The sequence below is a fragment of the Pseudomonas sp. NIBRBAC000502773 genome, from assembly GCF_006517195.1.
Taxonomy (GTDB): Bacteria; Pseudomonadota; Gammaproteobacteria; order Pseudomonadales; family Pseudomonadaceae; genus Aquipseudomonas; species Aquipseudomonas marginalis.
This window is the reverse complement of sequence record NZ_CP041189.1, coordinates 4,022,900-4,044,483: the sequence shown is the minus strand read 5'-3', so window position 1 is coordinate 4,044,483 and position 21,584 is coordinate 4,022,900. Positions and strand designations below refer to the sequence as shown.

Sequence of the window (21,584 nt, the reverse complement as noted above, 5' to 3'; positions counted from 1 at the left end):
TCTGTACTGGTTAGAGTCAGAATCGGGCTTTTAGTCCCACCCACCCCTTCAAGTCTAAACATACAAGGGGGCTTGCTCCCGATAGCGATGGATCAGTTACAGATACTGAGGCTGACACACTGCAATCGGGAGCAAGCCCCCTCCCACATTTGGTCCGCATTCACTCAGTAATGTCGTCTTATGCTGTTCGCTCGCGTAAACTTGCGCGCTTTCGCAGCCTACCCCGCTGCACACTCATTTTTTTCAAAGGTGCCCGCCATGCCTTGGCTGCAAGTCCGTCTCGCCATCAGCCCAGAACAAGCCGAAACCTACGAAGACGCGTTCCTCGAAGTGGGCGCCGTCTCGGTGACCTTCATGGATGCCGAAGACCAGCCGATCTTCGAACCGGAACTCAACACCACCCCGCTGTGGTCCCATACCCATCTGCTGGCCCTGTTCGAAGACGGCACCGACGCCGCCGCCGTGCTGGCCCATATGGAATTGCTCACCGGCAGCCCGTTGCCCGAGCATCACAGCGAAATCATCGAAGACCAGGACTGGGAACGCAGCTGGATGGACAACTTCCAGCCGATGCGCTTCGGCCAGCGCCTGTGGATCGTGCCGAGCTGGCATGCCGCCCCGGAGCCGAACGCGGTCAACCTGCTGCTGGATCCGGGCCTGGCATTCGGCACCGGCACCCACCCCACCACCGCGCTGTGCCTGGAGTGGCTGGACGGCCAGGACCTGACCGACAGCCACGTGCTGGATTTCGGCTGCGGCTCGGGGATCCTGGCGATCGCCGCCCTGTTGCTGGGCGCCAAGGAAGCCGTGGGCACCGACATCGACGTGCAGGCCCTGGAAGCGTCCCGCGATAACGCCGGGCGCAACAACATTCCTGAAGGCAAATTCCCGCTCTACCTGCCGCAGGATTTGCCCCAGGTGCAGGCCGACGTGCTGGTCGCCAATATCCTCGCCGGCCCGCTGGTGTCCCTGGCGCCGCAACTGTCGAGCCTGGTCAAGCCGGGCGGGCGCCTGGCGCTGTCGGGCATCCTCGCCGAGCAGGGCGAAGATGTCGCCGCCGCCTACGCCAAGGATTTCGAGCTGGACCCGATCGCTAACCGTGATGGCTGGGTACGCATCAGCGGACGTCGGCGCTAGAATGAGCGCTTGCCTGAATCGGATGGCCGCATGACCGACAGTTTCGTCACCCAGTGCCCGCATTGCCAAACCCGCTTTCGCGTCAACCACGCCCAATTGAGCGTGGCTCGCGGCGTGGTTCGCTGCGGCTCGTGCCTGCAAGTCTTCAACGCTGCCCGCCAGCTGCTGGAGCAGCGCGCCCAGGCGCCTGTGCCGGAGCAGCCGGCCACGATCGAGCCCGTGCGCGAAGCCGCGCCTGAGCCACAGCGGGCAATCAGCCAGAAGCAATGGAGCGCCGAAGAGCTGGACCTGGACAACCTGGACCTGGACCAGGAACTGGCCAAGCTGGAACGCCGCGAGATTCAGCACACGCTGCCCGTAGGCGCGGAACGCCGCCAGCCTGGTGCCGACCGCCGGCAGAAAGAAGACGCTCTCAGCGCCAGCCGCGAAACCGTCAAGGCCGAAGAAGAAAAATGGGCCGCCAGCCTGTTCAGCGAACCGCCTGAAGAACGCGCCAACGCTTCCGAAGACGAACCTGAACCGACCAAAGCCCCCGCGACCCGGCAGCGCACCGAGCCCTCCATGTCGTTACACCTCGACGATGAGCCCGCGCTGCGCTCACCCTCGGAAGATGAACACATCGACCCGCCGTTCACGCCCCTGACAGCGGCAGCGGAGCCCGAAGAGCGCGCGCAATCCCGTCGCAAGCGCCCACGCCCCGAGGCCGGCGTCCATGACGACCTGCTCCAGGACCTGGAAGACGACCCTCTGCACCTGTACGCGCAAAAACGCCCGCAGGGCCTGGGCCGTCGCCTGACCTGGATGCTGCTGGTACTGATCGCCGCCGCCGGCCTGGCCGCGCAGTACATTGCCTATCAATTCGACGACCTGGCCCGCCAGGACGCTTACCGCCCGTGGTTCCAGCAACTGTGCCCAACACTGGGCTGCACAGTGCCGTCGCGGGTCGATATCGCCCATATCAAGAGCAGCAACCTGGTGGTACGCAGCCACCCTGAGTTCGCCGGGGCGCTGGTGGTGGATGCGATCATCTATAACCGCGCGACGTTCTCCCAGCCCTTTCCGCTGCTGGAACTGCGTTTCGCCGACCTCAACGGCAACCTGATTGCCAGTCGTCGCTTCAAGCCCGCCGAATACCTGAGCGGCGAGTTGGCCGGGGTAAGCGAAATGCCATCACAAACCCCGATCCATATCTCCCTGGATATCCTCGATCCGGGCAATAAAGCCGTGAATTACAGCCTGAGCTTCCACTCGCCCGAGTGAATCGGCCTACGCACCGTCGCTTGACGGTGGAGTATTGACTGGGCACCGCCCATCCAAACCGGCGGCGATAAAGAAATAACTGTTCAGATTTTATCCAATTCAGCCTTTATCCAGTCATCGAGAGCGGGTATCATGCCAACCCTTTTTCGAACTCTAATGATCCGGCCCCACAACAGGGAAGTCCTATGTCGGCGGTACGCATCGGCCCATATACATTGCAGAATGGCTTGATTCTCGCCCCGATGGCGGGCGTCACCGACCAGCCCTTTCGTCAGCTGTGCAAGCGTTTGGGCGCGGGTCTAGTAGTCTCGGAAATGGTCACCAGCGACATGAGCTTGTGGAACACCCGCAAATCGCGGATGCGCATGATCCACGAAGGTGATCCCGAGCCCCGCTCGGTCCAGATCGCCGGCGGTGATGCGCAGATGCTGGCGGATGCGGCCCGGGCCAACGTGGAGTTGGGCGCACAGATCATCGATATCAACATGGGCTGCCCGGCCAAGAAGGTCTGCAACAAGGCCGCCGGTTCCGCGCTGTTGAAAGATGAGCAGTTGGTTGCCGAGATCCTGCAGGCCGTTGTTGCCGCAGTGGATGTGCCGGTGACCCTGAAGATTCGTACCGGTTGGGACCGGGACAACAAGAACGGCCTGACGGTGGCGAAGATCGCCGAACAGGCAGGCATTACAGCGCTGGCGGTGCATGGTCGCACCCGCGCCGACCTTTACACCGGTGAAGCCGAGTACGACACCATCGCCGCGATCAAGCAGGCGGTGTCGATGCCGGTATTTGCCAATGGCGACATCGACTCGGCCGAAAAAGCCCGGCGCGTGCTGCACGCCACCGGTGCCGATGGTGTGTTGATTGGCCGGGCCGCCCAGGGGCGGCCGTGGATTTTTCGTGAGGTCGAGCATTTCCTGCGTACGGGTGAAGTCCTGCCGGCGCCGGAACTGGTCGAGGTGGAACGTATTCTGCTAGAGCATCTGGCTGCACTTCACACCTTCTATGGAGAGGTGATGGGCGTGCGTATTGCTCGCAAGCATGTGGGTTGGTATCTCGCAACCCTGCCAGGCGCCAGGGAGTTTCGCGCCGGGTTCAATCGTTTGGATGAAACGCAAGCACAGGTCACCGCCGTTCGTGAGTTTTTTGCCGAACGAGACAAGAGCCTGAGAGCAGGGGACGGAGAATGGGTGGCCGCATGACGATGATGACCGAGACTTTAGTGAGTGGAACAACACCCGTGAGCGACAACGTCAATTTGAAACAGCACCTCAACACGCCGAGCGAAGAAGGCCAGACCCTTCGCGGGAGTGTCGAGAAGGCGCTGCATAATTATTTCGCCCACCTTGAGGGCGCTTCCGTCACGGACGTGTACAACCTGGTGCTCTCCGAAGTCGAGGCGCCCCTGCTCGAAAGCGTGATGAACTACGTCAAGGGCAACCAGACCAAAGCCAGTGAGCTGCTGGGCCTCAACCGTGGCACCTTGCGCAAAAAGCTCAAGCAATACGATTTGCTGTAAGCATTCAATCAAACCAGAAAGGCGCCCGCGTAAAACCGGTCGCCTTTTTTGCTGACTCCTTTGCTTTTGATGGAAATTGAAATGACCGACCAGACTACCCGCCTGCCGATCCGCCGCGCCTTGATCAGTGTCTCCGACAAGACCGGGATCCTCGAATTTGCCCGGGAGCTGGAAGCCCTGGGCGTGGAAATCCTCTCCACGGGCGGGACCTTCAAGCTGCTGCAGGACAACGGCGTGGCCGCAGTGGAAGTGGCGGACTACACCGGTTTCGCAGAAATGATGGACGGTCGCGTCAAGACCCTGCACCCGAAAATCCACGGCGGCATCCTCGGCCGTCGCGGCATCGACGACGCCATCATGACCGAGCACGGCATCAAGCCGATCGACCTGGTGGCCGTCAACCTCTACCCGTTCGAAGCCACCATCAACAAGCCAGGCTGCGACCTGCCGACCGCCATCGAAAACATCGATATCGGCGGCCCGACCATGGTTCGCTCGGCGGCCAAGAACCATAAAGACGTGGCCATCGTGGTCAACGCCGGCGACTACGCCCAGGTGCTGGAAAGCCTGAAAGCCGGCGGCCTGACCTACGCCCAGCGTTTCGACCTGATGCTCAAGGCGTTCGAACACACCGCCGCCTACGACGGTATGATCGCCAACTACATGGGCACCGTGAACCAGGCCGCCGACACCCTGAGCACAGAAGGCCGCAGCCAGTTCCCGCGCACCTTCAACAGCCAGTTCATCAAGGCCCAGGAAATGCGCTACGGCGAGAACCCGCACCAGAGCGCGGCGTTCTACGTGGAAGCCAAGCCTGCCGAAGTGGGCATCGCCACTGCGACCCAACTGCAGGGCAAAGAACTGTCCTACAACAACGTGGCCGACACCGACGCCGCGCTGGAATGCGTGAAGAGCTTCGTCAAGCCGGCCTGCGTGATCGTCAAGCACGCCAACCCGTGCGGCGTGGCCGTAAGCCCGGACGCTGAAGGCGGCATTCGCCAGGCGTACGAACTGGCCTACGCCACCGACACCGAATCCGCGTTCGGCGGCATCATCGCGTTCAACCGTGAACTGGATGCAGAGACGGCCAAGGCCATCGTCGAGCGTCAGTTCGTCGAAGTGATCATCGCCCCTTCCGTGAGCGAAGAAGCCCGCGCGATCGTAGCGGCCAAAGCCAACGTGCGCCTGCTGGCCTGCGGCGAGTGGTCGGCTGAACGTGCCGCTGCCTGGGACTACAAGCGCGTCAATGGCGGCCTGCTGGTACAGAGCCGCGATATCGGCATGATCGGCAGCGCAGACCTGAAAGTGGTGACCAAGCGCGCCCCGACCGAGCAAGAGATCAACGACCTGATCTTCGCCTGGAAAGTGGCCAAGTACGTTAAATCCAACGCCATCGTCTACGCCAAAAACCGCCAGACCATCGGTGTCGGCGCTGGCCAGATGAGCCGCGTGAACTCGGCGCGTATCGCCGCGATCAAGGCCGAGCACGCCGGTTTGCAGGTGGCCGGCTCGGTGATGGCGTCGGATGCATTCTTCCCGTTCCGTGATGGCCTGGACAACGCCGCGAAAGCTGGCGTGACTGCCGTGATCCAACCGGGCGGCTCGATGCGTGATGCCGAGGTAATCGCCGCTGCCGATGAAGCCGGCATTGCCATGGTCTTCACCGGCATGCGCCACTTCCGTCACTGATCCACTGCCGAGAAGCGGCAAGGTTCAAGCTGCAAGCAGCACGTAAAAGCAAAGCAGCGTCGCTTTTGCTGCTGGTTGTAGCCTCTAAAATTCATAGCTGCATGCTGCCTTCAGAGCGATACAGATTGCTCTTAACCTGCAGCTTGCAGCTTGTAACTTCCTCCGAAGGAGTCTGACTTGAACGTCCTCATCATTGGCAGCGGTGGCCGTGAACACGCCCTGGCCTGGAAAGTTGCCCAGGACCCACGGGTCCAGAAAGTCTTCGTCGCCCCCGGCAACGCCGGTACCGCCATCGAAGCCAAGTGCGAAAACGTCGCCATCGACGTACTGGCCCTTGAGCAACTGGCCGACTTCGCCGAGAAAAACGTCTCCCTGACCATCGTCGGTCCGGAAGTGCCATTGGTTGCCGGTGTCGTAGACCTGTTCCGCAGCCGCGGCCTGGATTGCTTCGGCCCAACCGCCGGCGCCGCCCAGCTGGAAGGCTCGAAAGCCTTCACCAAGGATTTCCTGGCGCGCCACAAGATCCCGACGGCCGACTACCAGAACTTCACCGAGATCGAGCCGGCCCTGGCCTACCTGCGTGAAAAAGGTGCGCCGATCGTGATCAAGGCCGACGGCCTGGCCGCCGGTAAAGGCGTGATCGTCGCCATGACCCTGCAGGAAGCCGAAGACGCCGTGCGTGACATGCTCGCCGGTAACGCCTTTGGTGACGCGGGTTCGCGCGTCGTCATCGAGGAATTCCTCGACGGCGAAGAAGCCAGCTTTATCGTGATGGTTGACGGCAAGAACGTGCTGCCGATGGCCACCAGCCAGGACCACAAACGCGTCGGCGACGCCGACACTGGCCCGAACACCGGCGGCATGGGTGCCTACTCCCCTGCCCCGGTGGTGACCGCCGACGTGCACCAGCGCGTGATGGACCTGGTGATCTGGCCGACCGTGCGTGGCATGGCCGATGAAGGCAATGTGTACACCGGTTTCCTCTACGCCGGCCTGATGATCGACAAAGCCGGCAACCCGAAAGTCATCGAGTTCAACTGCCGCTTCGGCGACCCGGAAACCCAGCCGGTGATGCTGCGCCTGCAATCGAGCCTGGTGCTGCTGGTGGAAGCCGCGCTGGCCCAGGCCCTGGACAAGGTTGAAGCGCAGTGGGATCCACGTCCGAGCGTAGGCATTGTGCTGGCCGCCGGTGGTTACCCGGCCGACTACGCCAAGGGCGATGTGATTGAAGGCCTGGACGCGGCTGCTACCCTGGAAGGCAAGGTGTTCCATGCGGGCACCGCGCTCAAGGACGGCAAGGTGGTGACCGCCGGAGGCCGTGTGCTGTGCGCCACCGCCATGGGTGCCAGCGTCGACGCCGCACAGCAACAGGCGTACAAGCTGGCTGCAAAAATCGACTGGAAAGGCTGCTTCTACCGCACGGACATCGGCTACCGCGCCATTGCCCGTGAACGTGGCGAAAGCCAGTAACGCTAGCTATCCGTTCGGTTAGGCAAGGGCTTCTGGCCCTTGCCGTATACAGGCCTCCCCGCGCATAGTTAACCGTGCATCAACCTACGAAGGGATTTCGCCGTGCGCTGGCTCAGGATCGCCATAGGTTTCACTGTCAGTCTGCTGACGCTGCTCTGCCTGTTCCCGGCCCAGGCCGCCGCGCAAGGCAGTGGCTGGGCAGTATTGCTTGATGAACAGGCCGACCTGCAGCTGAGCGACATCCGCTCCTCGCGCTACACCAATCAATTCAGCCCCATCGAACTGGACCGCATTACCGCCGCGGAACCGGACGGTGCGTTGTGGGTACGTTTCAAGCTGCAACCTGGCAAGCACGAGCAGGTGCTGCGGGTATTCGCCCCGGACCTGGCACACCTGAGTCTCTATGTGCTGGACGGCGACACCCTGATCGAGCAACAAAGCAGCGGCAACCGCCAGCCCCAGGCGGAACGCCCGCTGCCCAGCAACGATTTCATGCTGCCGATGCCCCAGAGCCAAAAGACCCTCGACGTCTACCTGCGCCTGGTTTCAGAGCACGAACTGCGCCCCTATATCACCTTGGAGTCGGCCGTGCTGGCCGCCGCCGACCAGACCCAGACATTGATCTACGGCCTGCTGTTCGGCTGCCTGCTGATGCTGATCCTGCACAACCTCACGCGCTTCGCTTACCACCGCTCGCGTAGCAGCCTGTGGCTGGCGGCCTGCGAACTGCTGTTGATGCTCAGCCTGGCGCTGCTGCTCAACCTGGTAGGCCCATGGCTGCCGAACTGGCACGCGGTCCAGACCCCCGGCGCCTACCTGGCCCTGCTGCTGACTGCGCCGTGCGGGCTGATGTATGCCTATCGCTTCTTCATGCCCCTGGGTCCGCACCCGCTGAACAAGCTATTGATGGCCGACATCCTGTTTATCGTGCTGTGCGGCCTGCTGCTGTTGTTCGTCAGTACCCTGCCGCTAAACATCATCACCTACGCGCTGGTGGCCCTGGCGGGCCTGAGCATGCTGTTTGTCTCGGCGTATCACTGGCAGAAAGGCTACCGCCCGGCGCGCTTGTTCGTGGCGGGCATGGTGGTGTTCAACATCGGCACGCTGATCATTCTCCCGGCCTTGCTGGGGCTGACGATGGTGTCGCCCCAGGGTTTGATCGTCACATTGCTGGCCTTCATCTGCCTGAGCGGCCTGTTGATGAGCCTGGCCCTGGGCGAGCGCCAGCGTGCGATTGTCGAGGCCCGCTTCAGCCTCAGCCGCGACCTGGCCGCCAGCAATGCCGAGATCGCCGCCAAGGCCGAATTCCTGGCCAAGATCAGCCACGAAATCCGCACCCCCATGAACGGCGTGCTGGGCATGACCGAACTGCTGCTGGGCACGCCACTGTCGGTGAAACAGCGCGACTACGTACAAACCATCCACAGCGCCGGCAACGAGCTGCTGACCTTGATCAACGAGATCCTCGACATCTCCAAGCTCGAATCCGGGCAGATCGAGCTGGATGACGTGCAATTCGACCTCAATGCGCTGATCGAAGACTGCCTGAGCATCTTCCGCGCCAAGGCCGAGCAGCAGAACGTCGAGTTGATCAGCTTCATCCAGCCCCAGGTGCCCCGCGTCATCAGCGGCGATCCGACCCGCCTGCGCCAGGCGCTGCTGAGCCTGCTGGAAAACGCCCTGCACAAAACCGACGAAGGCGAAGTGCTGATCGTCGTCGCCCTGGATGACCGCAGCACCAAGCCGCGCCTGCGCATTGCCGTGCAGGACAGCGGCCTGCCAATGGAAGCCGCTGAACGTGAGGCCCTGCTGCACAGCGAACTGCACAGCAAGAACTTCCTCTCGGCCACCCGCTTGAGCGGGCACCTGGGCCTGGTGATCGCGCGCCAGTTGATCCTGTTGATGAACGGTGAGTTCGGCATCAAGAGCGGCAGCCATCAGGGCAGCACGTTATGGCTGACCCTGCCGCTGGACCCGGAACGCCTGGAACACCCCACCTCCGACCTCGACGGCCCGCTCAAAGGCGCGCGCGTGCTGGTGGTGGACGACAACGATACGTGCCGCAAGGTGCTGGTGCAGCAATGCTCGGCCTGGGGCCTGAATGTCAGCGCCGTGCCTTCCGGCAAAGAGGCCCTGGCCTTGCTGCGCACCAAGGCGCACCTGCGCGATTACTTCGATGTGGTGCTATTGGACCAGAACATGCCCGGCATGACCGGCATGCAACTGGCGGCGAAGATCAAGGAAGACCCGAGCCTGAACCACGACATCCTGCTGATCATGCTCACCGGCATCAGCAATGCGCCGAGCAAGATCATCGCGCGTAATTGCGGGATCAAGCGCATCCTCGCCAAGCCGGTTGCCGGTTACACCCTCAAGACCACCCTGGCCGACGAGTTGACCCAACGCAGCAAAGGTGGCGTGCAGCCCCGTCCGCCCCTCAGCGTCCCGGCGGCGGTGACCGTGCCCAGCGATTTCAGGATCCTGGTGGCCGAAGACAACAGCATCTCCACCAAAGTGATTCGCGGCATGCTCGGCAAGCTCAACCTCAACCCGGATACCGCCAGCAACGGCGAGGAAGCCCTCGAGGCGATGAAGGCCCAGCGCTATGATCTGGTGTTGATGGACTGTGAGATGCCGGTTCTCGATGGTTTCTCGGCTACCCAGCAACTGCGGGCGTGGGAAGTCAGCCACCAGCGCATTCGCACACCCGTGGTAGCGCTCACGGCGCATATCCTCTCGGAGCACAAAGAACGCGCACGCCAGGCGGGGATGGACGGGCACATGGCCAAGCCGGTGGAGTTATCGCAATTGCGTGAGCTGGTGGAGTTCTGGGTGGCGCAGCGTCAACAACGGCCTGAACACGCCCCGTCCTGACTTTAAATGCAATTCCAATGTGGGCGGGGGCTTGCTTCGGCCAAGAGCGAACACTGTAACTGACTGGCATTAGGCCGAGCCCCCTCCCACATTTGATCTCTAGCGCCTGATAGACTCTCCACACTTTCCCCGCCCGCGAGCCACCCCCATGCTCCACGTGTTATTCAGCGTTTACCTGAAGATGCTGGTGCTCTACAGCCCGTTCTTTGTGCTGTCCTGCTTTATCAGCCTGACCCGTGGTTATTCGAGCAAAGAGCGGCGGCGCCTGGCCTGGAAAGTAGCGCTGGCGACCCTGGTGTCCAGCGTGTTGCTCTACCTGTTCGGCCGGGTGATCTTCAGCGTGTTCGGCATCACCGTGGATGCCTTTCGCATCGGCGCCGGGAGTGTGCTGTTTATCTCCGCCCTGGGCATGGCCCAAGGCAAGTCGGCCGTGCAGACCGACAATGTGCAGCAGGACGTGACCATCGTGCCGCTGACCATCCCCCTCACGGTCGGCCCCGGCACCATCGGTGCGCTGTTGGTCATGGGCGTCAGCCAACCGCACTGGGATGACAAGATCACGGCCATTCTCAGCATCGCCCTGGCCAGCCTCACGGTCGGTGTGGTGCTGTACCTGTCCAACCGTATCGAACGGATTCTCGGTGACCAGGGCTTGCAGATTGTCAGTCGGTTGATGGGATTGTTCGTGTGTGCCCTCGCCGCGCAAATCATCTTTACCGGGGTGCGCGGCTACCTGGTGCCTTAGATCCGGTATTTGGCAATCGCCGACTGCACCTTGTCGCCCGCGCTCTCGCGCATCAGTCGGATGGTTTTTTCGTTGACCACCGAGGTATTCAGCACCAGGCAGGTTTGTCCGCTGAAGGCCTCGAACTGGGTACTGTCCCATTCCAGAAATGGCAGCCCAACCTGCTTGCTCACGCCATGGGTACTGTAAGTCACCAGCACCATCGTCAATTCGCCGTCCGTTTCGGCGCATGACGCCAGGCCAAAATCACCGCCCTCGTGCACGCTGCTATTGCGCTTGAACAGCTCGAAGGATGCCGGCTGCTGCTTCAGGGCCTCCAGCGCATCGGCGGCCAGTTTGGGCAGCACAGTGAGCAACGGCCCGGTCAGTGACGTCGACGCCAACAGGCTGGCGATGATATTCAGCGCCGCAAGTTGCACCGTCAGGCCCTTGCCGGAGCTTGAAACCCGCTCGAATCGACTGCGCACCGGCAGCCAGCCCAAACCGACCATCACCTTGATGAATTCGTCGTACCAGGCCTCGGTACCTCGATGGATATTCAATACATCGCTGACGTAGCTGCTGGCCAGCAGATAGCTTTTACGGATGTATTCCCGGTTCAGCCCGGACAGCCCCTCGGCAAACGAAATCACACTGTTGTTGACCACCGCCGCGTTGCTGTCGTCCTCCATGTCGAGCGGCGGCAATGAGGGCTGCGCGCCTGGCGCCCTCGGCAATGTATAGGCAGCAATCAACTTGCGCCGTTTTGTGTTGTTGATCCTTCTGTGATGTCGCTCCATTTTCAGTTCTCCACAAACACCCCGACTCGGGGCTTGTGTCCACACTAGTCCAGCCACCGGCGGCTCTTCCATGCCACAAACATCGCTTGCCGGCACACGGCAAAAACCCCTGCCCAGCAATGACGGGGCACTCCTCGAGCCCTTCCGGTTTTCGCGGTAAAAAAAAGAAAAAGCCCCGAGCGACAATAGGCAATCACCCATTGTCATTCGGAGCTTTCGTGCAGCCACCCAGGCGTTTTCAGGAGGCGGGTTTTGCACCGTACCAGCGCGGCGTGTACACCCATTCACCGCCACCAGCGCGAGGGAATGTGCAGGTAGTGGACGAGCCGACCAGCACCATGGTGCGCATGTCCACCTGGTCTGGCGTGAGTTGCCCGAGGGTGGTGACGCGCAGGGTCTGGCCGGGGCGACCGATATCGCGGCCCAGCACCACCGGGGTTTCAGGCGTGCGGTGTTGCGCGACGATTTCCAGGGCGCGCCCCAGCTGCCAAGGCCGCGAACGCGAGATCGGGTTGTAGAACGCCAGGGCCAGGTCGGCCTGGGACGCGAGGTCCAGGCGCTTTTCGATGATCGACCAGGGCTTGAGGTTGTCCGACAGCGACATCACGCAAAAGTCGTGGCCCAACGGCGCGCCGGCCTGGGCCGCGGTGGCCAGGGAGGCCGAAACCCCCGGCAGGATTTCCAGGTCGACCTGATGCCACGCCGGATCGCCGGACTCGTGCAACGCCTCGATCACCGCCGCCGCCATGGCGAAGACGCCCGGGTCGCCGGACGACACCACCACCACCGAACGCCCCTGGGCGGCCAGCTCGAAGGCGTGGCGGGCGCGCTGCATCTCTTCGCGGTTATCGGTGCAATGCTGTACCTGATCGTCACGGAACGGCCCGGCCATGCGCACGTAGGTTTCATAGCCCAGCACATCGGTGCAGCGTGCCAGCTCGGCCTTGACCGCCGGCACCATCAGCTCGGCGGCGCCAGGGCCCAGGCCGATCACGGCAAGGCGGCCACGGCGGCGGCCGACCTGGGCCAGGTCCAGCGGTTGGTCAGCCACCTCGATGACAATATCGGCAGCCTGGGTAACACCCCCAAAGCGCAGCGGCACACCCAACGCCGACGCGGCTTCGTGCAACGACGGGTCAGCCATCTGCGTATCGCTGGCCAACAGGCACGCCAGGGATTGCACGGCAATGCCCGCCTCGTGCAAGGCCGTGCGCACACGCTCGGCCAACTGCGCACCCGGCTTGCAGGTCACGCACACCGTCTTCGGATAGATCAGCAACTCGTTGGCGGCGGGCACACGCTCGGCACTGCCCACGTGAATGGCTAGATGCGCCTGCTGGTCCTGGGACAAATTCGCCTGGTCCAACCACGGTGCCGCACCTTCGATGCGCACGCTTTCGCCGGCCAGCAGATCGGACACGAAGCGCTTGCCCAGTTCCAGGTCCGCCAGCTCATAACCCGCCGGCGGGTTGAGCAGGCAGGTGCCGAAACGCAACTCGCCACTGGTGGTGATCGCCGCAGCGACACCCAGCGCCGCCGCGATGTCCCGTGCCATGACGTTCACCCCGCCAAGGCCACCGAGCAACGGCACCACGGCGCTGCCGTCTTCCGCCACGGCCAGCACGGCGGGTTCTTCGCCTTTCTCCAGCAGCAGCGGCGCCAGGGTGCGGATCACGATGCCGGCCGCACACAGGGCGATCAGCGGCGTGCCCTGCTGGTAGAGCTGACGCAGGGTCGCGCCGAATTCGCCGTAAGGCTGGTCCGCCCCCTCAATCCGCCCGGCCAGGCCGTGGATCAGTGCCCCAGGGTAAACCTGCTGGATCCTGCGCGCGGTGGCCAGGCTGCCCTGGCCCAGAATGACAATCGCCGGGTTCATCAACCTTGCCACCGTTCACCCGGCACGATGATCAGCGAGAAGTACGGCGAAGACATCGGCTCCACCTGGTCCAGCGCCACGATTTTCTGGTTGGCCATGGTCGCGCGTTCCACATACAGCGCGCGCTCGGCCAGGCCGAGTTCTTCGAGTACCTGGCGCACCTTGGGGAAGTTGCGCCCCAGCTTCATGATCACCGCCGCGTCGGCATCCGCCAGGCGGCGCTTGAGGTCTTCGTGGGGCAATACGCCCGACAGCACCGACAGGCTCTGATTGCGATACACCAACGGTGCACCCAGCACCGAGGCGCCGCCAAGCATCGAGCACACACCGGGGATAACCTGGGCTTCGTAGCGCTCGGCCAAGCGGTCATGCAAATACATATAGGAGCCGTAGAAGAACGGGTCGCCTTCACAGATCACCGCCACGTCGCGACCGGCGTCCAGGTGCACGGCCACCTCGACACTGGCGGTGTCGTAGAAGTCGCTGATCACTTGTTCATAGGACAATGGCGCCGGCAGCGCTTCGGTGGTCACCGGGTACACCAGCGGCATCAGGGTTTGCTGTGGCACCAGGTGGTCTTCGATGATGCCGAAGGCGTTACCCTTCTTGCCCTTGGCCACGAAATAGGCCACCACCGGCGATTCGCGCAGCAGGCGCAGGGCCTTGAGGGTGATCAGTTCCGGGTCGCCGGGGCCGACGCCCAGGCCGATCAAGCGTCCGCGTGCCGGCATCATTCGACCTCCGTGGCGAGCGCATTCACCGCTGCGGCGGCCATGGCACTGCCGCCCAGGCGGCCCTGCATGATCACGAACGGTACACCGCGGCTGTCCGCTGCCAACATCGCCTTGGATTCGGCCGCGCCGACAAAGCCGACCGGAAAGCCGAGGATCAACGCCGGTTTCGGTGCCCCCGCGTCGAGCATTTCCAGCAGGTAGAACAACGCGGTCGGCGCGTTGCCGATCACCACCACGCTGCCTTCCAGGTGCGGACGCCAGAGTTCCAGGGCCGCAGCGGAACGGGTATTGCCCAGCTCCCGCGCCAATTCCGGCACGCTGTCGTCGCGCAGGGTGCAGATCACCGGGTTGTTGGCCGGCAGGCGCGCACGGGTCACGCCTTCGGAGACCATCCGCGCATCACACAGAATCGGCGCGCCAGCGGCCAGCGCATCGCGCCCGGCCTTACCCGCACCTTCGGAGAACTGCAGGCCGTCGATGGCCTCGACCATGCCGCAGGCATGGATCACCCGCACCGCGAGTTTCTCCAGGTCGGCCGGGATACGCTCCAACTTGGCTTCCGCGCGAATAATGGCGAAGGAGTTGCGATAGATCTCCTGACCGTCGCGGATGTAATCAATCATCGGTGTTGCTCCGTGGGTGAGCGCGCAGCAAGGCGCCCGCCGCTTCAATGGAAAGGGTGCGTGCGTGCAGCCGGCCGAAACCGGGATGGGCTGCATCGCGGAAATACAGGTCGTAGTGGCCGGGGCTCACCGCCAGCAAGGTGACCGGCGCGATATGTGCGGCGGCGCAGGAGCGCGAGCAGCCGGACAGGTGCACGTCATGGCCGGGATGCAGCGCGGCCAAGTGCACGGCGTCGGCCTTGGTGTCGGCGAGGGCCTTGCCGCAACCGCTGGAACCGGTGCAGGCGATCACGCGGGCCAAGGGTTGATCGACGGTGCAGAGGAAGCCCAGTTGCGCCAGGCGTTGGGTCACGGCGTGAGGTTTTTCGACATTGGGCAGTAACACACCTTGCCAGGGGGTGAAGCGCAAGGTGCCGTCGCCATATTCGCTGGCGAGCTGCGCCACGCCTGTGAGCATCGTCGAATCCAGGCGCCCCAAGGGTGCGATGGCCGCGACGTAGAATTGATTGTTTTGAGCCTGTGGGTAACTACCGAGGTGCAGCAAAGCGCCGCTGGGCGGGCGTTTGAAACCGTCGACCGGCAGCAGCGGCAGGCTGAGGCGGCTCAACAACTTATCCACAGCCAGATGGCGCATGCGGGTTTGTTCCGGGGTGGCGAGATCAAGAAACGCCTCCAGCACCGCCACCACCAACCCATGACCCTGTGCCAACGGCACGGCGGCCAACGGTGCATCCCGCCCTGGACAACCCGCCAGGCCGAACGCAAGGAGCGTCTCGCCATTGCGTACGAACGCCGACAGCCACAGATCATGATGATGCTCGAGCATCGCCAGGGCCTCGCCGCCGTCCAGTTGCACGGCGAACTTGGCCGACAGCTCATGCAAACGCGGACGGTTTTGCAGGGTAGCGAGGATCTGCTCGGCCAGCGGCCGGGTGTCGAACAGCATCTGCGGGTCGATACCGGCGCTGGGGCTGAGCATCAGGTTGCGCACGTCATCGCCGGCAGCGGTACTCGGGCCCAGATCGGCGGCCAGCAGCATGGCGATCAAGGCGTCTTGCTCGGCACCGATCCCACGTATCTGCAGGTTGGCGCGGTTGGTCGCCTCGATCACCCCGCCCGCATAGGCCTGGGCCGCGTCCGCCACGGCACGGGCCTGGGCGGCGCTGATCGAACCACCAGCCAGTTTGATCCGGCAGATGCCGCCATCCAGCGCCTGGACGATACGCAGCAACCCCGGACAAGCCGAGGGGCGCAAGGTATTCACAGCGGGCGTTGGGTTCACGGGGCTACCGGTTGACGGGTAAAGGCGCGGTATTATGCCTGCTTTGTCCGGCGGCATGAAAAGCCTGCCCGTCGGATGTCGCTCAAGGAATTGATATGTCGCCCTGGCTGACGGTTGTAGGCATCGGTGAAGACGGCTTCAAGGGGCTGGGCAGGAATGCCCGGCATGCCCTGTTGCGCGCTTCGCGGATTATAGGTGGTCAGCGCCAGTTGGACCTGTTGCCGGTGTGTATTCGCGGTGAGCGCCAGGTGTGGCCGAGCCCGTTCTCCCTGGAACCGGTACTGGCGCGGCGTGGCGAGCCTGTGTGCGTGCTGGCCAGTGGCGATCCGATGTTTTATGGGGTGGGGGCCAGCCTGGCACGACAGGTGGCGGCTGAGGAACTGCTGATTTTGCCGGCGCCGTCGTCGGTGTCGTTGGCGGCGGCGCGGCTGGGCTGGCCGTTGCAGGAGGTGGTGACGCTGTCCGTAGTGGCACGGCCAGTGGCGGCGATCAATGCGCATCTGGCCACAGGTGTGCGTTTATTGGTACTGAGTAATGACGGCGGCAGTCCCGCGTTGATTGCTTCGTTGTTGGCTGAATCCGGGTTTGGGCCCAGCCGATTGACAGTATTTGAACACCTGGGCAGCGCAAATGAGCGGCGCATCGACGGTTTGGCTGAGGATTGGCAGCACGCCTGTGTCGCCGATTTGAACCTGGTCGCCATCGACTGCGTGGCCTCCAGCGACACACCACGTCTGTCGCGCCTCGCTGGCTTGCCCGATTCCGCCTTCCAGCACGACGGCCAACTGACCAAACGCGATGTGCGCGCCATGACCCTCGCCCGCCTCGCCCCGATGCCCGGCCAACTGCTGTGGGACGTGGGTGCGGGCAGCGGCTCCATCGGTATCGAATGGATGCGCGCCCATCCGAGCTGCCGAGCATTGGCAATTGAAGCAGACGAAGGCCGACAGGGCCTTATTGAACACAATCGCGACGCTCTCGGCGTGCCCGGTTTGCAGTTGATTCGTGGCAAAGCCCCGGAAGCGTTGCACGGCCTTACAGCTCCCGACGCCATCTTCATCGGCGGCGGCGTCACCCGCGACGGTGTGCTCGACACCTGTTGGCAACACCTGCGCCCCGGCGGTCGGTTGGTGGCCAATGCCGTCACCCTGCAAAGTGAAATGACCTTGATGCACTGGCGCGCGGAGCATGGCGGCGAACTGACGCGCATCCACGTCGCTCAGGCGCAGCCACTGGGTGAGTTCGATACGTGGCGCCAGGCGCTTCCAATCACCCTGCTGGAAGTGGTCAAGCCGCGATGAAACGCATCCTGCTGCTGGGCGGTGTGACCGAAGCACTGGCTATCGCGCGCACCTTGGGGCCTGCGCATATCTACAGCCTGGCGGGTGTGGGGCGTGTGCCGACCGATCTCACCTGCCAGGTCCGTGTCGGCGGGTATGGCGGCGCCGAAGGGTTGGCGCAGTTTGTTCGCGATGAACAGATCAGCCTGATCCTCGACGCGACCCATCCGTATGCGGCGCAGATCAGCCAGAACGCCGCGCTGGCGGCGCAGTTGTGCGGTGTCCCCTGCTGGGCGTTGCGCCGACCGGCGTGGCAGCCGCAGGCCGGTGACGATTGGCGTGAGGTCAGTGATTGGGCCGAGTTAGTTGCGGCGTTGAAACCCTTCAAGCGCCCATTGTTCACCTTGGGTCGCGAGCCGTTGCAGCACCTTGATGAAATCCCGCCCGAGCAGTTCTGGACGTTGCGCGCGCTGGACGTGTATCCCGGCAATGATCGCTGTGAAGTGATTGGCGCACGCGGTCCGTTTCTGCTTGAAGATGAACGCGCGTTGTTTGAACGGCGCGGGATCGATGTGCTGATCAGCAAGAACAGCGGCAGCACCGCCACCGAGCCGAAGCTGGAAGTGGCGCGGGAACGGGGGGTGCCGGTGTTGGTGTTGAAGCGGCCGGTGTTGGCGGCGGTGGATCGGGAGCTTTGGTCGCCCGCAGAAACAATCGATTCGTTGGCAGATTTCATTCGATAGATCAGGATCATCCGCCACCCTCTATCCAATCCATTTGTTACCTCAAGGGACGGCGATGAACCCACAACACGAAGTGCTAAACTCCAGGAACAGTTCAAGCCAGGCCCAACGGCATTCAGGAGCTGACATGATAGAAGTTAAAGAAGCCGTACAAGTTGCCAAGGCGGTCGCAAACGACTTTCTCGGGCAAGAAACAGCACTACAAGACCTGATGCTTGAGGAAGTAGAGTTAGACCCAGACAATAAAACCTGGGCAATAACACTGGGCTTCAATGTCCCCAACCCTAATAACTATGAAAGGCTAGGCGCATCTTTAGCCGGACAAATGCATGCAAGAAAATACAAAACATTCATCATCGACTCGGAGACTGGCGAGTTCCGCTCCATGAAGATTCGCGAAGTATGATCGAAGCCTACATCAAGCAATACCGAAGAAAAGGAATCATCGTTGATACTAACTTGCTGCTCCTGGCACTGATAGGAGGAACGTCCAGCATCGTGGAGTTCAAGAGAACACGCGGCTACAGCGATGCAGACTATCAACTTTTGCTCAAAGTGATTGACCAGTTCGAAAAACTTGTTTCAACCCCTCACATTCTCGCTGAAGTCAGCAACCTGACAAATGGACTTCATGGGAACAAGCTGCGCGATTTTTATGCAACGTTAAAAAACTCACTATCAACAATAATCGAGGTCCATCATCCAGCCTTGGATATAAGTCGCGATTATGAGCTTTCACCCTACGGCCTTACCGACGTTGGCATTGTTGCCGCAGCAAAAGATAACTATCTGGTTTTGACTGACGATCTCAGAGTCGCTGGGTTTGCTCATCAGCACTGCGTAGATGTCGTCAACTTCAATCATATACGGGAAGCCAGCTGGGAGGTCTAAGACCTGCCACACGATCATTCCCACACATATGCGCAGGAACGATCGCTCATCGAACTTGTTAACTACTCGCGGCGGTTGCCTGCCCTGCTCCTTCGTGCACCCTGTCAGCGAGCAATTGTGCCAGCTCGATCAACTGCGCAACGCCCAGTAATTCCTCGCGTGGTGCGCCTTCCAGGTTAAAGGCAAGGTCGCAACTCAGCGCGTTGGCCGAGGCAAGTGTTTCGCTGAGGTTGACCAACAGGTCTTCGGTGCTGATGCCATCGGCCACGGTGAACAGCCGGACGGGGGATTGAGGGTGGGTTTGATCATTGTGAAGCTCCTTAATCTAAGTGGAGCTGCCGCTGATCGCCGCGATGCGATGGGGGTGGCAGCTGTGCGCAGGTTCGCGGACCGGAGATCAAGGAAGCCGGCATACCCGAAGGTATCCCGCGCACAGCCACCATAGCGCCACACAGTAGACGATAAAAAAGCGTCGACTGAAAGGAGGCATGCTTAATCAATCCGGGCCGCGACGCCCGTCCGCTGCGTTTACAGCGGTGTACGGAGACTAGAGATTGAGTTTCCTACCGACAACCTCAAAGAGTTGTCGGAAGTTTCTGTGGAACGACCTCATATTCGGGCTGCGCGGCGGATCAAGGAGAATTTACCTACATGCGTAACGGAACCCGCTGACTACCTAGAACCGCATACCCTTGGCGATGATCCTCGACGCTTTGTCCTACGGCGTAAACATGAGGTTCACATGACTAACAAACCCCGTACGCAGCACCTGACTCGACCTGCTGAAAGCACAATTATCGAGCACATAATCGCGAACCCAGAGTTCGCGCACGCGCTAAGCCTTGAGGCCGACGAACTAAAATTGGATGAACCCGAAGTCGCAGCTCGATTAAACCAATGGCTGGAAAAAGCCCAATACCTATCTGACAGAAAGACAACGTTCACAGTTTTCGACGCTGCTGACCATCTCCACACACAAGAAGAGATGGATGCTTTCCTTGAAGCCTGTATCGAAGAAGACCCAGGCGATGGCTCATTGATCAAGGTGGCGCGAGCCGACATTGCCCGCGCGACTCGCAGGCTCAACGCCAAGCAATAGCCAAACACAATCCAAAATGTGGGAGGGCCGTTGACTTGAAGATCGGCATCCCCTCGATTCCCCGTCTATCCTCAAACCCAGCACTGCGACACCAAACCACACCACCACTTTTTACTTATCCCCCCGATCAGGCTAAATACCCGCCTGATCGTTTAACCCTACGGATTGTCCGCCATGGCCCGTCAACGCTTTGCAATTGCCTGGATCGCCTGCCTTGCAGTGCTGTTCAACGCCTTTGCCATGCCAATGGCCAGCGCGATGCAGCAGTCCAAGGACCCCGTGCAGCAATTGCTGTGGGGCAGTTTCTGTTCGTCCAATGGCGCCAGCCTGAAGACCATTGCCCTGGGCAAGCTGGAGATTCCGGCGCCGCAGCAGGACGATCATTCCACCATGCAGCATTGCTGGTGTTGCTCGGGCTCGGCGCCGTTGGTGGCGTTGCCGGGGCATGTGCCGCAGTTGTATCTCACGCAATTCGAGACGGTACAGCGTCAACTACACACCCCATTGCAAACCCCCACCCCGCGCCAGCAATGGCCGAGCCTTAACCCCCGCGCCTCTCCGACGGCCTGATCTTCTTCGCAAGTGAACTGCGTTTAGAACCGTTCTGGAGAACTGCCATGCTTAAATCTTCCCTGCTTCTGGCTGCGTTGCTGCTGCCGGTGTTCAGTGCTGCCAATGCCGAAGACTACAAGGCCGGCGACCTGCTGGTCAGCGATCCCTGGTCCCAGGAATTGCCGCCCAACGCGCCCACCGTCGCCGCGTATTTCGTGATTCATAACACCGGCGCTACCCCGGACCGCCTGCTCAGTGTCGACACACCAGTGGCCGATAAGGCCGAACTGCATGAGCATGTGATGCAGGGCGACTTGATGAAGATGCAGCAAGTCCCCAGCGTTGCCGTACCGGCCAAGGGTGACTTGACCTTCGCGCCCATGGCGTATCACGTCATGTTGCTGGGCCTCAAGGACCGCAGCCTGCTGGCCGATGGCAAGCAATTCCCGCTGACCCTGACCTTTGAAAAAGCCGGCAAGCTCGAGGTGGAAGTGTCGGTACAGAAAGTACCGCCGATGGCCGGCCACGCGCACAAGCACCCTCAATAGACTGACTCCAGATGGGCGCCCCTCGCGCCAGGCTATCCCCACACCGCCGCGTGAAGCGCGGCAGTTGGATCAGCCTGTTCGCCATGCTGATGATCTTTATCGGTCCGCTGATTTCCCAAGCGATGCCGATGGATCATCACGCCGGTATGTCGATGAACATGTCCATGGACATGCCCGGCGACCACGGCGACGCCCATCACAAGAAAGCCCCTGACGAACACCACGCGCTCTGGTCCAAGTGCGGCTATTGCGACTTGCTCTACAGTTGCCCGGCCCTGCCCGGCAGCGTGTCATTCACGGCCATCGGTACCCCGCCGCCGGCCAATGCCCTTACCCCCGCACCGCGCCTGGGCCATGCCCGGCAGAGCATTTTCCCCGGCGCGCGCAGCCGCGCCCCGCCCATCGCCTCGTAAGCACCTGACACCGTTACTTCACCCCGGCCGACTTTAGACAGACAGCCGCAGGCTGCTGGCCGTGTTGTTTACG

At 62.0% G+C, this 21,584-nt stretch carries 21 protein-coding genes and 1 pseudogene; 16 read left to right on the top strand and 6 right to left on the bottom strand.

The features are described from left to right. Window positions 1–258 precede the first annotated feature (258 nt). The 8 genes from prmA (at window position 259) to NIBR502773_RS18500 (ending at window position 10,691) form a co-directional block, all read left to right on the top strand. Complete coding sequence (prmA, locus tag NIBR502773_RS18540) at window positions 259–1,137, top strand: 50S ribosomal protein L11 methyltransferase (protein ID WP_027607758.1); 879 nt, start codon at window positions 259–261, stop codon at window positions 1,135–1,137. 30 nt (window positions 1,138–1,167) lie between these two features. Continuing rightward, on the top strand, window positions 1,168–2,397 hold the full coding sequence (locus tag NIBR502773_RS18535) for a DUF3426 domain-containing protein (protein ID WP_141156639.1): 1,230 nt from the start codon (window positions 1,168–1,170) through the stop codon (window positions 2,395–2,397). Window positions 2,398–2,582: 185 nt separating this feature from the next. Beyond that, window positions 2,583–3,596, top strand: a complete 1,014-nt coding sequence (dusB, locus tag NIBR502773_RS18525) for a tRNA dihydrouridine synthase DusB (protein ID WP_027607756.1) — start codon at window positions 2,583–2,585, stop codon at window positions 3,594–3,596. Continuing rightward, window positions 3,593–3,913 (top strand): DNA-binding transcriptional regulator Fis, encoded by a 321-nt coding sequence (fis, locus tag NIBR502773_RS18520; RefSeq protein WP_002555375.1) that lies wholly within the window; start codon window positions 3,593–3,595, stop codon window positions 3,911–3,913. The genes dusB and fis overlap by 4 nt, the downstream gene beginning before the upstream one ends. Window positions 3,914–3,994: 81 nt before the next feature. Continuing rightward, window positions 3,995–5,602, top strand: a complete 1,608-nt coding sequence (gene purH / locus NIBR502773_RS18515; protein WP_115486356.1) for a bifunctional phosphoribosylaminoimidazolecarboxamide formyltransferase/IMP cyclohydrolase — start codon at window positions 3,995–3,997, stop codon at window positions 5,600–5,602. A gap of 177 nt (window positions 5,603–5,779) precedes the next feature. Further along, window positions 5,780–7,072, top strand: a complete 1,293-nt coding sequence (gene purD, locus NIBR502773_RS18510) for a phosphoribosylamine--glycine ligase (protein ID WP_065940932.1) — start codon at window positions 5,780–5,782, stop codon at window positions 7,070–7,072. 102 nt (window positions 7,073–7,174) lie between these two features. After that, window positions 7,175–9,946: a hybrid sensor histidine kinase/response regulator gene (locus tag NIBR502773_RS18505; protein WP_115486357.1), complete on the top strand. Its 2,772-nt coding sequence runs from the start codon at window positions 7,175–7,177 to the stop codon at window positions 9,944–9,946. A 148-nt stretch (window positions 9,947–10,094) separates the two neighbouring features. Further along, window positions 10,095–10,691, top strand: a complete 597-nt coding sequence (locus NIBR502773_RS18500) for a MarC family protein (RefSeq protein WP_003217330.1) — start codon at window positions 10,095–10,097, stop codon at window positions 10,689–10,691. On the opposite strand, the gene NIBR502773_RS18495 is transcribed toward NIBR502773_RS18500, so the two are convergent. The 5 genes from NIBR502773_RS18495 to cobG all read right to left on the bottom strand — a co-directional run bounded on the left by NIBR502773_RS18495 (window position 10,688) and on the right by cobG (window position 16,042). Further along, window positions 10,688–11,470 (bottom strand): hypothetical protein, encoded by a 783-nt coding sequence (locus NIBR502773_RS18495; RefSeq protein WP_141156638.1) that lies wholly within the window; start codon window positions 11,468–11,470, stop codon window positions 10,688–10,690. The two genes, NIBR502773_RS18500 and NIBR502773_RS18495, sit on opposite strands and share 4 nt — an antisense overlap. A gap of 238 nt (window positions 11,471–11,708) precedes the next feature. Further along, a complete protein-coding gene (gene cobJ / locus NIBR502773_RS18490) occupies window positions 11,709–13,346 on the bottom strand; it encodes a precorrin-3B C(17)-methyltransferase (protein ID WP_141156637.1) in 1,638 nt (545 codons plus the stop codon). Beyond that, entirely contained in the window at window positions 13,346–14,080 is a 735-nt protein-coding gene (locus NIBR502773_RS18485) for a precorrin-2 C(20)-methyltransferase (protein ID WP_371856064.1), read from the bottom strand. The genes cobJ and NIBR502773_RS18485 overlap by 1 nt, the downstream gene beginning before the upstream one ends. Beyond that, the gene (locus NIBR502773_RS18480; RefSeq protein ID WP_065925569.1) at window positions 14,077–14,703 is read right to left on the bottom strand and encodes a precorrin-8X methylmutase; all 627 of its coding nucleotides are present in this window, start codon (window positions 14,701–14,703) and stop codon (window positions 14,077–14,079) included. The genes NIBR502773_RS18485 and NIBR502773_RS18480 overlap by 4 nt, the downstream gene beginning before the upstream one ends. Next, entirely contained in the window at window positions 14,696–16,042 is a 1,347-nt protein-coding gene (gene cobG / locus NIBR502773_RS18475) for a precorrin-3B synthase (RefSeq protein ID WP_141156636.1), read from the bottom strand. The genes NIBR502773_RS18480 and cobG overlap by 8 nt, the downstream gene beginning before the upstream one ends. A 38-nt stretch (window positions 16,043–16,080) precedes the next feature. Here cobG and cbiE point away from each other — a divergent pair, with 38 nt between their 5' ends. The 4 genes from cbiE (at window position 16,081) to NIBR502773_RS18455 (ending at window position 18,899) form a co-directional block, all read left to right on the top strand. Next, entirely contained in the window at window positions 16,081–17,286 is a 1,206-nt protein-coding gene (cbiE, locus tag NIBR502773_RS18470; RefSeq protein ID WP_141156635.1) for a precorrin-6y C5,15-methyltransferase (decarboxylating) subunit CbiE, read from the top strand. Then, the gene (locus NIBR502773_RS18465; protein WP_141156634.1) at window positions 17,283–18,008 is read left to right on the top strand and encodes a cobalt-precorrin-6A reductase; all 726 of its coding nucleotides are present in this window, start codon (window positions 17,283–17,285) and stop codon (window positions 18,006–18,008) included. Before cbiE ends, NIBR502773_RS18465 begins: the two co-directional genes overlap by 4 nt. 127 nt (window positions 18,009–18,135) lie before the next feature. Next, the gene (locus NIBR502773_RS18460) at window positions 18,136–18,414 is read left to right on the top strand and encodes a hypothetical protein (protein WP_065925573.1); all 279 of its coding nucleotides are present in this window, start codon (window positions 18,136–18,138) and stop codon (window positions 18,412–18,414) included. Continuing rightward, entirely contained in the window at window positions 18,411–18,899 is a 489-nt protein-coding gene (locus NIBR502773_RS18455) for a PIN domain-containing protein (protein ID WP_027607744.1), read from the top strand. Before NIBR502773_RS18460 ends, NIBR502773_RS18455 begins: the two co-directional genes overlap by 4 nt. A gap of 58 nt (window positions 18,900–18,957) precedes the next feature. Here NIBR502773_RS18455 and NIBR502773_RS18450 read toward each other — a convergent pair. After that, window positions 18,958–19,208 (bottom strand): annotated as a pseudogene (locus tag NIBR502773_RS18450) (DUF6124 family protein). A 433-nt stretch (window positions 19,209–19,641) separates the two neighbouring features. Here NIBR502773_RS18450 and NIBR502773_RS18445 point away from each other — a divergent pair. From NIBR502773_RS18445 to NIBR502773_RS18430, 4 genes are all read left to right on the top strand, one after another. Further along, window positions 19,642–19,998 (top strand): DNA-binding protein, encoded by a 357-nt coding sequence (locus tag NIBR502773_RS18445; protein WP_043293782.1) that lies wholly within the window; start codon window positions 19,642–19,644, stop codon window positions 19,996–19,998. Window positions 19,999–20,172: 174 nt separating this feature from the next. Continuing rightward, on the top strand, window positions 20,173–20,568 hold the full coding sequence (locus tag NIBR502773_RS18440) for a DUF2946 domain-containing protein (RefSeq protein WP_141156633.1): 396 nt from the start codon (window positions 20,173–20,175) through the stop codon (window positions 20,566–20,568). A gap of 47 nt (window positions 20,569–20,615) precedes the next feature. Then, window positions 20,616–21,098 carry a copper chaperone PCu(A)C gene (locus NIBR502773_RS18435; protein WP_141156632.1) on the top strand — a complete coding sequence of 161 codons (483 nt, stop codon included), beginning with the start codon at window positions 20,616–20,618 and terminating at the stop codon, window positions 21,096–21,098. An 11-nt stretch (window positions 21,099–21,109) separates the two neighbouring features. Next, window positions 21,110–21,511 carry a DUF2946 domain-containing protein gene (locus tag NIBR502773_RS18430; protein ID WP_108573609.1) on the top strand — a complete coding sequence of 134 codons (402 nt, stop codon included), beginning with the start codon at window positions 21,110–21,112 and terminating at the stop codon, window positions 21,509–21,511. Window positions 21,512–21,584: the final 73 nt, after the last annotated feature.

What these genes read in the sequence shown, in the direction of transcription:
- prmA (WP_027607758.1), top strand. Translation starts at nt 259, where the DNA reads ATGCCTTGGCTGCAAGTCCGTCTCGCCATCAGCCCAGAACAAGCCGAA.
- NIBR502773_RS18535 (WP_141156639.1), top strand. Translation starts at nt 1,168, where the DNA reads ATGACCGACAGTTTCGTCACCCAGTGCCCGCATTGCCAAACCCGCTTT.
- dusB (WP_027607756.1), top strand. Translation starts at nt 2,583, where the DNA reads ATGTCGGCGGTACGCATCGGCCCATATACATTGCAGAATGGCTTGATT.
- fis (WP_002555375.1), top strand. Translation starts at nt 3,593, where the DNA reads ATGACGATGATGACCGAGACTTTAGTGAGTGGAACAACACCCGTGAGC.
- purH (WP_115486356.1), top strand. Translation starts at nt 3,995, where the DNA reads ATGACCGACCAGACTACCCGCCTGCCGATCCGCCGCGCCTTGATCAGT.
- NIBR502773_RS18500 (WP_003217330.1), top strand. Translation starts at nt 10,095, where the DNA reads ATGCTCCACGTGTTATTCAGCGTTTACCTGAAGATGCTGGTGCTCTAC.
- NIBR502773_RS18495 (WP_141156638.1), bottom strand. Translation starts at nt 11,470, where the DNA reads ATGGAGCGACATCACAGAAGGATCAACAACACAAAACGGCGCAAGTTG.
- cobJ (WP_141156637.1), bottom strand. Translation starts at nt 13,346, where the DNA reads ATGAACCCGGCGATTGTCATTCTGGGCCAGGGCAGCCTGGCCACCGCG.
- NIBR502773_RS18485 (WP_371856064.1), bottom strand. Translation starts at nt 14,080, where the DNA reads ATGATGCCGGCACGCGGACGCTTGATCGGCCTGGGCGTCGGCCCCGGC.
- NIBR502773_RS18480 (WP_065925569.1), bottom strand. Translation starts at nt 14,703, where the DNA reads ATGATTGATTACATCCGCGACGGTCAGGAGATCTATCGCAACTCCTTC.
- cobG (WP_141156636.1), bottom strand. Translation starts at nt 16,042, where the DNA reads ATGCCGCCGGACAAAGCAGGCATAATACCGCGCCTTTACCCGTCAACC.
- cbiE (WP_141156635.1), top strand. Translation starts at nt 16,081, where the DNA reads ATGTCGCCCTGGCTGACGGTTGTAGGCATCGGTGAAGACGGCTTCAAG.
- NIBR502773_RS18465 (WP_141156634.1), top strand. Translation starts at nt 17,283, where the DNA reads ATGAAACGCATCCTGCTGCTGGGCGGTGTGACCGAAGCACTGGCTATC.
- NIBR502773_RS18460 (WP_065925573.1), top strand. Translation starts at nt 18,136, where the DNA reads ATGATAGAAGTTAAAGAAGCCGTACAAGTTGCCAAGGCGGTCGCAAAC.
- NIBR502773_RS18455 (WP_027607744.1), top strand. Translation starts at nt 18,411, where the DNA reads ATGATCGAAGCCTACATCAAGCAATACCGAAGAAAAGGAATCATCGTT.
- NIBR502773_RS18445 (WP_043293782.1), top strand. Translation starts at nt 19,642, where the DNA reads ATGACTAACAAACCCCGTACGCAGCACCTGACTCGACCTGCTGAAAGC.
- NIBR502773_RS18440 (WP_141156633.1), top strand. Translation starts at nt 20,173, where the DNA reads ATGGCCCGTCAACGCTTTGCAATTGCCTGGATCGCCTGCCTTGCAGTG.
- NIBR502773_RS18435 (WP_141156632.1), top strand. Translation starts at nt 20,616, where the DNA reads ATGCTTAAATCTTCCCTGCTTCTGGCTGCGTTGCTGCTGCCGGTGTTC.
- NIBR502773_RS18430 (WP_108573609.1), top strand. Translation starts at nt 21,110, where the DNA reads ATGGGCGCCCCTCGCGCCAGGCTATCCCCACACCGCCGCGTGAAGCGC.